The sequence below is a fragment of the Dyella thiooxydans genome (genome assembly GCF_001641285.1).
In the GTDB taxonomy this organism is placed as follows: domain Bacteria; phylum Pseudomonadota; class Gammaproteobacteria; order Xanthomonadales; family Rhodanobacteraceae; genus Dyella_A; species Dyella_A thiooxydans.
In genome coordinates this window covers 3,873,386-3,885,124 of sequence record NZ_CP014841.1, presented here as the reverse complement: position 1 = coordinate 3,885,124, position 11,739 = coordinate 3,873,386, and the positions used below count along the sequence as shown (strand labels likewise).

The window sequence follows — 11,739 nt, the reverse complement described above, 5'->3', positions numbered from 1 at the left end:
GCATGCGCTGCCGGTGCGAAAGTCCGCATGAGCCCTTCTTTATAGTTACAGTTGAAACCAATTGCAAGGAGCGTCGCCGCAGTGTCCATTCCCCGCAAAGCCACTCCGCCCGGCATCAAGCACGCCCCGCTGGAACTGGAGCACTTCCTTCCGTATCGCCTGTCGATCCTGTCCAACACCGTCAGCCAGGGCATCGCGGACGACTACCAGAGGCTCTACGACCTCAGCATGACCGAGTGGCGCGTCATGGCGGTGCTGGCCCGGTTCGAGGGACTGTCGGCACGTGAAGTCGCCGACCGCACGGCGATGGACAAGGTGGCGGTGAGCCGCGCGCTGGCACGCCTGGTAGAAGCCGGCCGGGTCAGCCGGCACATGGCGGACAACGACAAGCGCCGCTCGGTGCTCGACCTCACCGAAGAGGGCTGGGCGATCCACGACGTGGTCGCGCCGATGGCCCGCGCCCGCGAGCAGGCGCTACTGGACAAGCTCGACGAAGACGAACGGCGATGGCTGGTGCGCATCCTGGACAAGCTGCAGGAGCGCTAGAGCGAGGAGTGAGTGGAGAGGAGTGAGAAGTGAGAGAAAAGCCGACGGCGGAACCGGGGCACTCCTCTCACGTCTCACGTTCCTCAATCGGTTCCGAACTCATGCATCACAGGGCAGGTGAGTGACGGAGGCTGAGCGAAGAGTGCAGCCGACGCTTTGGCTCCTCTCTCACTCCTCACTCCTCACTCCTCACTCCTCTCCACTCACTTCTCGTTTCTCTACTTCACCCCATGCATCAACCGCGCGATCAACGGCGCGGCCAGGAACAGCAGCGCACCGGGCACCACCAGCAGCCAGAAGCTGAAGGTGAAGCCGGACAGGGCCGAAGCCACGGTCATGCCGCTCTCGCCGCTGACGTGGCCGGCGAAGATGCCCGACAGGTTGTTGCCGATGCCGGTGGAGAGGAACCAGCCGCCCATCGCGAAGCCGACCATGCGCACCGGCGCCAGCTTGGTCACCATCGACAGGCCGATCGGCGACAGGCACAGCTCGCCGATCACCTGCAGCACGTACACCAGCACCAGCGGCCAGAACGGGATGTGGCCGCTGCCGTCGACCAGTCGCGACAGCGCGAACATCAGCACCACGAAGGCCAGCGCGTTGAACAGCAGGCCCAGACCGAACTTGCGCGGGATCGACGGCTCGGCCCTGCGCCGGTCCAGCCAGCCCCAGGCCAGCGAGACGAGCGGCGCCAGCAGCACGATCGCCAGCGGCGCGACCGACTGGAACCAGCCGACCGGGAAGCTCCAGCCGCCGAACATCTCCCGGTCCACCAGGTTCTGCGCCAGGAAGTTGAACGAGCTGCCGGCCTGTTCGTAGAACATCCAGAACAGCACGTTGAAGGCGAAGATGATCAGCATCGCGATCACCCGGTCGCGCTGCACCGCGCCCTCGCGCAGTCCTTCGACGAACAGCATCACTGCCAGTCCCACGAACATCGCGCTGAGCAACCATTGCAGCGCGATGGCGCCCGCCCTGGCCATCAGCAGGTAGACGAGGGGAATCGCCAGCACGCAGCCCAGCGCTACCCAGACCACCCGCCGCGGTGAGGACTGCCCGGGCGCCGGCTGGCCCACGCCCTTGAGTTCGCCGCGGCCCCACTCGAACCAGACCAGGCTCACCAGCATGCCCAGGCCCGCGGCCAGGAACACCGCCTTGTAGTTCTGCTGCATCGGGGTGTCGCTGAAATAGGCGGCCAGCCAGCCGGTGACCAGCGGCGCGACCAGCGCACCGCCGTTGATGCCCATGTAGAACAGCGTGAAGCCGCGGTCGCGGCGCGGATCGCCCAGCCCGTAGAGCCGGCCGACCATCGAGGAGATGTTCGGCTTGAACAGGCCGTTGCCGACGATCACCGTGGCCAGGCCGAACAGGAACACCTGCTGGTCCGGCCACATGATCAGGAACAGGCCGCAGGCCATCACCACCGCGCCGAGCAGGATCGAGCGCTGGTAGCCGATCACCTTGTCCGCCACGTAACCGCCGAACACCGCCGCGGCGTACACCAGCGCCAGGTAGGCGCCGTAGGTGCGGCTGGCATAACCCTGGCCGGACGGATCGCCATCGAAGAACTGCGCCACGATGTACAGCGCCAGCGCCCAGCGCATGCCGTAGAAGGCGAAGCGCTCCCAGAACTCGGTCATGAACAACATCCACAGCGGGCGCGGATGGCCCAGGGTCTGCGGATAGTCCGGCGCGTTCGGCGCGGGCGCGGCGGTCTCGGTCATGCGGACGTCCCCTCGGTGGATTCGCAATATTTTGCGAACCCTAGCCGGTTGGGGTGGGGAATGCATCCGCAGACCGCCGAGGCCACGAAGGAGTAGGAGCGCACCCTGTGCGCGACCGCCGTGCATCCCGCAGACCGCACACGTCGCCCACTGGGTGGGCTCCTACGGGATCGTCGCCCTGCTCATTTGACCCCGTGCATCAGCCGGTTGATCAGCGGCGAGATCGCCAGCAGCAGCACGCCGGAGCCGACCAGCGCCCAGAAGCAGAAGCTGAAACCGGACAGCGCCGAAGCGACGGTCATGCCGTGCTCGCCGCTGATCGAGCCTGCCACCAGCCCGGAGAAATCGCCGCCCGCCGCCAGCGACAGGAACCAGCCGCCCATCGCCAGGCCGACCAGGCGTGGCGGCGCCAGCTTGGTCACCATCGACAGGCCGATCGGCGACAGGCACAGCTCGCCCAGCGTCTGCATCACGTAACACAGCACCAGCGGCCAGAACGGGATCAGCCCGGTCGGGCCGAGCAGATCCTTCAGTGCATACACCAGCACCACGAAGCCCAGCCCGTTGAAGATCAGGCCGAAGCCGAACTTGCGCGGGATCGACGGCTCCGCGTTGCGGCGCCCCAGCGCGCTCCAGACCAGCGTCACCAGCGGAGCGAACACCAGGATCGCCAGCGGCGTGACCGACTGGAACCAGCCGACCGGGAAGGTCCAGCCACCGAACATCTGGCGGTCCACCCAGTTCTCGGCCAGGAAGTTGAGCGAGGTCCCGAACTGAAAGTAGAAGGTCCAGAACAGCACGCTGAAGACGAACACGATCAGCATCGCGATCACCCGGTGCAGCTGCACGCGGTCGTGCCGCAGCGCCTCGACGATCAGCGCCGCCGCCACGCCCACGAACAGCAGGCCGAGCAGCCATTGCAGGCCGTCGGCACCGACGTAGGCGAGCATGGCGTAGATCAGCGGCACCGCCAGCGCCGTACCGACCAGCACCCACAACACGCGCCCCCGGCCCTCCATGCCCGCCAGCGGCCGGCCCACGCCTTTCAGGCTGCGCCGCCCGAACCAGAACCACAGCATGCTCAGCAGCATGCCTACGCCCGCCGCACCGAACACCACGCGGTAGTTCTGCTGCATCGGCGTGTCGGTGAAATGGCCGGCCATCCAGCCGGTGAGCAGCGGCGCCACGAAGGCGCCGGCATTGATGCCCATGTAGAACAGGGTGAAGCCGCGATCGCGGCGCGGATCGTCGCGCCCGTAGAGCTGCCCCACCATGGTGGAGATGTTCGGCTTGAACAGGCCGTCGCCGGCGATCACCAGCGCCAGCCCCAGCATCATCAGCGGCTTGCTCGGCACCAGCAGGGTGAACAGTCCCGCGGCCATCACTCCGGCGCCCAGCAGGATCGAACGCTGGTAGCCGATCACCCGGTCGGCCAGGAAGCCGCCGAAGATGGATGCGGCGTAGATCAGCGCGGTGTAGGCGCCATAGATACCGGCCGCCCAGGCCTGCCCGGCCGGATCGCCGTGGAAGAACTGCGCGACGATGTAGAGCACCAGCGCCCAGCTGACGCTGTAATACGCGAAGCGCTCCCAGAACTCGGTCATGAACAGCATCCACAGCGGACGCGGGTGGCCGAGCAGCTGCGGGAAGTCGGGCGCCGCGTTTGCAGCGGCGGTGGACGTGTCGGTCATAGTGGTCTCGCCCCGGAAAGTCCCCGGATCGTGCCAGAGGCGGACCGCCGCGTCAGCCGGGCTGCGCCCGCAAGGTCGTGCGCACCTCGAACAGCTCGGGGAAGAACTCAAGCTCCAGCGCCCGCTTCAGGAACGCCACCCCGGACGAGCCGCCGGTGCCGCGGCGGAAGCCGATGATCCGCTGCACCGTGCGCATGTGGCGGAAGCGCCACAGCTGGAACTGCGTCTCCAGGTCGACGAAGTCCTCGCACAGCGAGTACTCGCGCCAGTAGCGGTCGGTGTCGCCGTAGATGCGCTCGAACACCGGCAGCAGCGCCGCGTCGGCCACGTGCGGCTCGCGCCAGTCGCGGTCCAGATGCCGCGCCGGCACCGCGTGGCCGAAGTGCGCCAGATAGCGCAGGAACTCGTCGTACAGGCTCGGCGCCTCCAGCACGGCGCGCAGCCGCGCCTGGCCGGCCGGGTCGTGGTCGAACACCTTCAGCATGTCGGCGTTCTTGTTGCCGAGCAGGAATTCCATGATGCGGTACTGCAGCGACTGGAAGCCCGACGACGGCCCCAGCGTCTCGCGGAACTCCAGGTATTCCGACGGAGTCATGGTCTCCAGCACCGCCCACTGCTCGATCAGCTGGCGCAGCACCGACTTGCAGCGCGCCAGCACCTTGCGCACCTGCCAGACCTGGTCGCGGCGCAGGAAATCCATCGCCGCGGCCATCTCGTGGATCACCAGCTTCATCCACAACTCGCTGACCTGGTGCTGCACGATGAACAGCATCTCGTCGTGATGCGGCGGCTCGCTGCGCGGCTGCTGGGCCGACAGCAGCACGTCCAGCCGCAGGTAGCCGCCGTAGGTCAGCCGCCCTTCCAGGTCGGTTTCGATGCCTGCTTCGAGGTCGCGGCGGTTGTCCGTCATGTCGGCGTCATTCTCCGTCAAAACCCGCATGGTAGCGCCATCCGGCAGCAGTCCCGTACTGCCCCGCATGCTGCGCCGTGCCTTGCGGCAAAACCGCCCGGCCTGCTATCAATTGCAGGATTTTCTGGGAGTTTTGTGCGCCAGCGGGAGTTCTCCCGGCGCACCCCCAGCGGCCTCTGCGCCTCCCCTTTTCCCACCTTCGGAGCGACTCGTGTCGATTGCCGCCAAGTTTGAGATCGAATACCTGCAGTACCTCGATGCCGAGGGCAAGCAGGTGCGTGACGACCTCCCTGCGTTCACGCAGGACCTCGAGTACATGGTCAAGCTGTACAAGCTGATGATGTCCACCCGCGTGTTCGACGCCAAGTCGATCGCGCTGCAGCGCACCGGCAAGCTCGGCACCTACGCCAGCTGCCTGGGCCACGAGGCCGCCCACGTCGGCATCGGTTCGGCGATGAAGCCGGAAGACGTGTATGCGCCGAGCTACCGCGAGTACGGCGCACAGCTGTACCGCGGCGTGCAGCCGCGCGAGGTCTACATGTACTGGGGCGGCGACGAGCGCGGCAACGACTACCAGAACGAGCCGGCCCGCCACGACTTCGCCTGGTCGGTGCCGATCGCCACGCAGTGCCTGCACGCGGCCGGTTCCGCGCTGGCGTTCAAGATCCGCGGCGAGAAGCGCGTGGCCGTGTGCACCATCGGCGACGGCGGTTCGTCCAAGGGCGACTTCTACGGCGCGATCAACATCGCCGGCGCGCAGAACCTGCCGATGGTCGCGGTGATCGTCAACAACCAGTGGGCGATCTCGGTGCCGCGCAAGATCCAGTCCGGCGCGCCGACGCTGGCGCAGAAGGGCATCGCGGCCGGCCTTTACTGCATCCAGGTCGACGGCAACGACATCATCGCCGTGCGCAAGGCGATGGAAGATGCGCTCGAGCGTGCCCGCAACGGCGAGGGCGGCAGCGTGATCGAAGCGGTCACCTACCGCCTCGGCGACCACACCACTGCCGACGACGCCCGCCGCTACCGCGGCGAGGACGAAGTGAAGGAAGGCTGGGCGAAGGAGCCGATGAAGCGCCTGCGCAACTGGCTAGTGGCCAAGGGTGTGTGGGACGACGCCAAGGAAGAAGCCTGGAAGGCCGAGTGCGACGACTGGATGGACAACGAGGTCAACGCTTACCTCGAGACCAAGACCCAGCCGATCACGGCGATGTTCGACTACACCTACGCCGAGATCCCGGCGGACCTGGAAAAGCAGCGCGAATTCGCGCTGGCGCTTGAGAAGAAGGCCCACTAAGTCATGGCACAGATCACCCTTATCGAAGCAGTCACGCAGGCGCTTGCCTACGAGATGGCCCACGACGACTCGGTCGTGGTGCTGGGCGAGGACGTCGGCGTCAACGGCGGCGTGTTCCGCGCCACCCAGGGCCTGCAGCAGAAGTTCGGCGAACTGCGCGTGCTCGACACCCCGCTGGACGAGACCACCATCGCCGGCGTCACCGTCGGCATGGCCGTGCAGGGCATGAAGCCGGTGGCCGAGGCGCAGTTCGAGGGCTTCATCTACCCGATGATGGAGCAGATCGCCTGCCACGCCGCACGCATGCGCAACCGCACCCGCGGCCGCCTGACCGTGCCGGCGGTGTTCCGCGCCCCTTGGGGCGGCGGCATCCACGCCCCCGAGCACCACTCCGAGGCGAACGAGCACCTGTTCACCAACATCCCCGGCCTGCGCGTGGTGATGCCCTCCTCGCCGGCGCGCGCCTACGGCCTGCTGCTGGCGGCGATCCGCGATCCGGATCCGGTGATGTTCTTCGAGCCCAAGCGCATCTACCGCCAGTACAAGGAAGAAGTGCCGGACGACGGCGAGGCGCTGCCGCTGGACGTGTGCTTCGTGCTGCGCGATGGCACCGACGTGACCCTGGTGACCTGGGGCGCGCCGGTGAAGGAATGCCTGGAGGCCGCCGACGCGCTGGCCGAACAGGGCATCAGCGCCGAGGTGATCGACGTCGCCACGCTGACCCCGCTGGACTTCGACACCATCGCCGAGTCGGTCAGCAAGACCGGCCGCTGCGTGATCGTGCACGAGGCCCCGAAGACCGCCGGCTTCGGCGCCGAGATCGCCGCGCGCGTGGCCGAGGAATGCCTGTACGAGCTGCTCGCCCCGGTCGAGCGCGTCACCGGCTACGACATCCACACGCCGCTCTACCGCCTCGAAATGAAGCAGATGCCGAGCACCGCGCGCATCGTCGACGCCGCCCTGCGCACGCTGGCTGCCAGCTAACCCTCAACGGATCGAATCCCCATGGCTGACATCAAGACATTCCACCTGCCGGACCTCGGCGAAGGCCTGCCCGACGCCACCATCGTCGAGTGGCACGTGAAGGAAGGCGATACCGTCAAGCTCGACGCCCCGCTGGTGTCGATGGAGACCGCCAAGGCGGTGGTCGACGTGCCCTCGCCGTACACTGGCAAGGTGACCAGGCTGCACGGTGCCGCCGGCGACATCATCGAGACCGGCGCCGCGCTGGCCGACTTCGAGCCCGACCCGAACGCCAAGCAGCGCGCCGAGGCCGAGCCGACCGGCCACCACCACGCACCGCCGAAGAAGGCCGCGCCCGCTCCGGCACCCGCCCCGGCCGCTGCCAGCGCGGACCGCGAGGACGAGGGCACCGTGGTCGGCGCCATGGTCAGCGGCAACACCGTGCACGTCGAGCAGGCCGCCGACGTCGGCGGCGTGAAGGCGGTGCCCGCCGTGCGCGCGCTGGCCAAGAAGCTCAAGGTCGACCTGACCCGCGTGCGCCCCAGCGGCGCCGGCGGCGTGGTCACCCTGCAGGACGTGAAGCAGGCCGCCGCCGACGGCAGCGCCCCGCTCGGCGCCGCCCCGGCGCGTGCCGTGCCGGAGTCGGCCGGTCGCCACCTGGCCCCGCAGCTGCCCGAGCCGGGCCCGGCGCCCTCGCGCACCGCGGTCTCGCTGGCCGGCAAGCCGGTGCGCACCGCGCCGCCGTCGCAGACCGCCAGCGGCCAGCCGGAGCAGCTCAAGGGCGTGCGCCGGAACATGGCCCGTGTGATGGCCGAGGCCCACGCCAACGTGGTGCCGACCACCCTGGTCGACGACGCCGACCTGCACGCCTGGATCGGCAAGCAGGACATCACCGCCCGCCTGGTGCGCGCGATCGTCGCCGCCTGCAAGGCGGTGCCGGCGCTGAACGCCTGGTTCGACGGCAAGAACCTCACCCGCACCCTGCACCCGCACGTGGACATCGGCATCGCCGTGGACACCGACGACGGCCTGTTCGTGCCGGCCCTGCGCAATGCCGACATGCTCGACGGTGCCGGTGTGCGCGCGGCGATCAAGCGCCTGCGCACGCAGGTGGAAGACCGCTCGATTCCGTCCACGGAACTGTCCGGCTACACCATCAGCCTGTCCAACTTCGGCATGTTCGCCGGCCGCTACGCCACTCCGGTGGTGGTGCCGCCGACCGTGGCGATCATCGGCGCCGGCAAGCTCAGCCACGACGTGGTGGCGGTGATCGGCGGCATCGAAGTGCACCGTCGCATGCCGATCAGCCTGACCTTCGACCACCGCGCCGCCACCGGCGGCGAAGCCGCGCGCTTCCTCAAGGCGCTGCTGGACGACATGGCCCTGCCGAACTGATTCGGCCGGTCGTGCGCTGAAAGGCCCGGGAGGTTCACGCCTCCCGGGCTTTTTGTTGGGCGCCGCTTTTCCGTAGGAGCCCGCTCGCGGGCGATGCTCTTCGGCTCCGATGTACATCAGGGGTAGGAGCATCGCCCGCAAGCGGGCTCCTACGAGGTAGGTACGCTCAGTAGTCTCTTACGTCCAGCAGCACCAGTTGCCGCGCCGCGGTGTCCGGCGACAGTTCCGGCCACGCGCTGGCCTCCAGCATCGCCGTGCCGGCGGGCCACAGCTCCCCGTCGAGCAACGCCTCGCGGGTCACGGCGCCGTCGCCCGTTCGGCGATGCAACAGGTGGATCCAGTGCAGTTGCGGGGCGAGCGGGAGCTGCCCCGCCGAATGCTGCAGGGCGAGCGCGGCATCGGCCGGCATGGGCAACGGCTCGCTGGCGGGCGGCCGCATCACCAGCGGCCCGACGAACACGTCCCAGGTGCGCACGCCGATGTCCCATGCGGCGATGCGCATGCGCCGGTCGTCGGTGAGATACCAGCACGCGGCCAGCAGCAGGTGGAAACTCGACTGCTCGAACGCCGCCAGCGCCTCGCGTACGTCGGCGCCGGCAAAGCTGTCCTCCAGGCAGCGCTCTTCGTCCACCACCACGTCGACGTCGAGCCGTCCGGGTTCGTTGCCGGTACCGGGACGCCAGTGGGCACGGATGGCGGGAAAGTCGCCGTCGGTGAGCAGCCAGCCGTCCTCGTCCGGCTCGAGCTCCACCTCGTGTCGTGCGAACAGCCGCCGCAGGGCGGATTGCAGTGCCGCGTCGTCCATCGTCATGCCTTGTCGGAATCGGTGCTCGCCGTGGCGACGGCGGCGGGCGCCAGCTGGCGCCAGGTGAGATACACGCGCAGGTCGAACTCGCGCTGGTGGTAGTCCGGCTGCATGTGCTCGCACAGCTGGTAGAAGGCCTTGTTGTGGCCCAGCTCCTTCAGGTGGGCCAGCTCGTGCACCACGATGGTCTCGAGGAACGCGGCCGGCGCCTCACGGAATACCGAGGCGATGCGGATCTCCTTCTTCGCCTTCAGCCGTCCGCCATGCACGCGCGAGATCGCGGTGTGCAGGCCGAGCGCGTTCTTCACCACGTCGAGCCTGGCGTCGTAGAGCACCTTGTCGATGCCCGGCGCGTTGCGCAGATGGGACTGCTTGAGCGCCATGGTGTAGGCGTACAGCGCCTTGTCGCTCTGCACGTCGTGGCGTTCGGGATAGCGTTCGGTCAGCCAGCGGCCGAGGTGCCCCGCAGCCAGCGCGGCGCGCACCTGCTCCTGCAGATGGTCGGGGTAGCCCTGGAGATAGCGCAGCGTCGTCACGGCCGCGATGTTCGCACGGCGGACAGCAGACGCCGAGCCCCACACCCGCCGGCGCGCCGCTCAGTAGCGGCTGACGAAGAACGCCGTGGTCGCTTCCATTGCCTGGCGCCAGCGCTGGCCCAGCCGGGGCGTGTACTCCGGATCGAACTCCGCCACCGCGGCGATCAGGCTGTCGACCCAGTATGGATAGAGCGCCGGCGGCACCGGCGCGCGGCCGCGCGAGCCGTGTACGTCGGCCATCCCTGCCATCGTCCGTTCGGCCAGGCGGCTGCCGGCCGCGTGTACGATGGCCGAGCTGATGCCCCGCCGCAGCGCCATGTTCTGCTTGCTGAAATCGGTGTTTGCGAACAGCGGCGGAATGTCCGGGTGGCTGCCCATGAACAGCGCGTAGAAGCGCTCGATGAAGTGGCCCTTGCGCAGGCAGCGCCCGTAGCTCGCCTGCAGGTCGTCGTAACTGTCGGTCATGAGGGGGAATACCGCGTTCGATCAGCCGCCCACGTTAGCCGCCGCACGCACGGTCTTCGATGGGGCGTAGCGCCGCAAGCGCCTGACCGCGATCAGGCGAGCAGCAAACCGGCCCAGGTCGCCAGCAGTACCACCGCGAGGCCACCAATCACCGGGCGGGCGAACGTCCGGCCGCCGGCGGCGGCGGCGATCACGGCCTTGGAGACGGTGTTGGTGGTCAACGCCACGACGATCGGTACCACCGCCTGCGCCGGCGCGATGCTGCCCTGGGCAGACAGCGTGGCGAAGCTCGCGGCTGGAGCGTGGGTATCGGCCAGCCCGGCGACCGCCGCGGTGAGCAGCAACCCTCCGTCACCCAGCCATGCGCGCAACGCCGCGGCCACCAGCTGCACGGCGGCAATGGTCGCACCGAGCATCAGCGCCCCCTTCAGGCTGAAGGCCGCGGCACCGGCCTCGATCGCCCGGCCATCGTCGGCATTGCGGGTCCGCCAAAGGACGATGACGGCCACCAGCGCGGCCGCCAGGCCGCCAGCGAGCAACGGGACGGCCAGCCGCTGCAGCACATGCACGTCCGCCACCGCCAGGATCACCGACATCTGGATGAAGGTCGCCACGGTGGACAACACGGCGGCAGCGACCGCGCGCGGGCGCTGGTCCGGCAGGCTGCGGGCGCGAGCGCCCATCACGCCGATGGTGGCGGCACTGGAGACGAAGCCGGACAACAGGCCCGCCAGCGGCAGCGCGAGCCCGCTGCCCAGCCAGCGCAGCAGCACGTGCGCCGCGGCGCCGATCGCCATCACCAGGATCACGATGATCCAGATCGTGTGCGGCTGGATCGCCCCGAACGGGCCCATCGCGCGGTCCGGAATCAGCGGCAGCACCATCAGGGTGGCGGCCGCCAGCACCAGCAGATTGTTGAGTTCGGCGGTGGTCAGCACACCGCTGACGAAACGGTGCAGCCAGTCGCGCGACGCCAATAGCCCGGTGACCGCCACGCCAGTGGCGGCAGCCAACGCCGGGTGTTCCACCGCCATGCCGCCCAGCACCAGGCAGGCGATCAGCGCGGTCTCGGTGGTCAACCCGGGATCGTCGCTGCGGTCGCGCGCATAGGCCACGGCCAGCAACCCGGTGAGCGCCAGCAGCGCCACGATCAGCAGGCGCAGGTCCACGCTGGCGCAGACCGCGCCCAGCACGGCCACCACCGCGAAGGTGCGGATGCCGGCGACCGCCCGTTGGGTACCCGCGCCTTTGCGGCGCTCGCGCTCGGCGCCCATCAGCAGGCCGATACCGAGCGCCACCGCCAGGCCGATCCACCCGTTCACCGGGTCACCCCCTGATGAAGGCCGGCGATACGGCGGGCGGCGACGGTGAAAGCGATGGAGGACAAGGGGACTCTCCGGGACGGGT

Annotated in this window: 11 protein-coding genes; 4 read left to right on the top strand and 7 right to left on the bottom strand. The window is 68.7% G+C overall.

Annotated elements, in window-relative coordinates:
- Window positions 1-81: 81 nt before the first annotated feature.
- Window positions 82-546, top strand: a complete 465-nt coding sequence (locus tag ATSB10_RS17445) for a MarR family winged helix-turn-helix transcriptional regulator (protein WP_063673990.1) — start codon at window positions 82-84, stop codon at window positions 544-546.
- A 218-nt stretch (window positions 547-764) separates the two neighbouring features.
- Here ATSB10_RS17445 and ATSB10_RS17440 read toward each other — a convergent pair whose 3' ends face one another.
- The 3 genes from ATSB10_RS17440 to ATSB10_RS17430 all read right to left on the bottom strand — a co-directional run bounded on the left by ATSB10_RS17440 (window position 765) and on the right by ATSB10_RS17430 (window position 4,871).
- Complete coding sequence (locus tag ATSB10_RS17440; RefSeq protein WP_063673989.1) at window positions 765-2,270, bottom strand: peptide MFS transporter; 1,506 nt, start codon at window positions 2,268-2,270, stop codon at window positions 765-767.
- Between the two features lie 182 nt (window positions 2,271-2,452).
- A complete protein-coding gene (locus ATSB10_RS17435) occupies window positions 2,453-3,961 on the bottom strand; it encodes a peptide MFS transporter (RefSeq protein WP_063673988.1) in 1,509 nt (502 codons plus the stop codon).
- Between the two features lie 52 nt (window positions 3,962-4,013).
- Entirely contained in the window at window positions 4,014-4,871 is an 858-nt protein-coding gene (locus tag ATSB10_RS17430) for a tryptophan 2,3-dioxygenase (RefSeq protein WP_063673987.1), read from the bottom strand.
- Between the two features lie 211 nt (window positions 4,872-5,082).
- Between ATSB10_RS17430 and pdhA the strand changes: the two genes are divergently transcribed.
- The 3 genes from pdhA to ATSB10_RS17415 are packed head-to-tail and all read left to right on the top strand — an operon-like array spanning window position 5,083 to window position 8,526.
- A complete protein-coding gene (gene pdhA / locus ATSB10_RS17425) occupies window positions 5,083-6,168 on the top strand; it encodes a pyruvate dehydrogenase (acetyl-transferring) E1 component subunit alpha (protein WP_063673986.1) in 1,086 nt (361 codons plus the stop codon).
- A 3-nt stretch (window positions 6,169-6,171) separates the two neighbouring features.
- Window positions 6,172-7,152, top strand: a complete 981-nt coding sequence (locus ATSB10_RS17420) for an alpha-ketoacid dehydrogenase subunit beta (RefSeq protein WP_063673985.1) — start codon at window positions 6,172-6,174, stop codon at window positions 7,150-7,152.
- 21 nt (window positions 7,153-7,173) lie between these two features.
- Window positions 7,174-8,526 carry a dihydrolipoamide acetyltransferase family protein gene (locus ATSB10_RS17415; RefSeq protein ID WP_063673984.1) on the top strand — a complete coding sequence of 451 codons (1,353 nt, stop codon included), beginning with the start codon at window positions 7,174-7,176 and terminating at the stop codon, window positions 8,524-8,526.
- Between the two features lie 166 nt (window positions 8,527-8,692).
- Here ATSB10_RS17415 and ATSB10_RS17410 read toward each other — a convergent pair whose 3' ends face one another.
- The 4 genes from ATSB10_RS17410 to ATSB10_RS17395 all read right to left on the bottom strand — a co-directional run bounded on the left by ATSB10_RS17410 (window position 8,693) and on the right by ATSB10_RS17395 (window position 11,654).
- A complete protein-coding gene (locus ATSB10_RS17410) occupies window positions 8,693-9,331 on the bottom strand; it encodes a DUF6348 family protein (protein WP_063673983.1) in 639 nt (212 codons plus the stop codon).
- Window positions 9,332-9,333: 2 nt separating this feature from the next.
- The gene (locus tag ATSB10_RS17405; protein ID WP_063674560.1) at window positions 9,334-9,867 is read right to left on the bottom strand and encodes a M48 metallopeptidase family protein; all 534 of its coding nucleotides are present in this window, start codon (window positions 9,865-9,867) and stop codon (window positions 9,334-9,336) included.
- 60 nt (window positions 9,868-9,927) lie between these two features.
- Window positions 9,928-10,332 (bottom strand): globin, encoded by a 405-nt coding sequence (locus ATSB10_RS17400; RefSeq protein ID WP_063673982.1) that lies wholly within the window; start codon window positions 10,330-10,332, stop codon window positions 9,928-9,930.
- A gap of 92 nt (window positions 10,333-10,424) precedes the next feature.
- Window positions 10,425-11,654 (bottom strand): MgtC/SapB family protein, encoded by a 1,230-nt coding sequence (locus ATSB10_RS17395; protein ID WP_083966282.1) that lies wholly within the window; start codon window positions 11,652-11,654, stop codon window positions 10,425-10,427.
- Window positions 11,655-11,739: the final 85 nt, after the last annotated feature.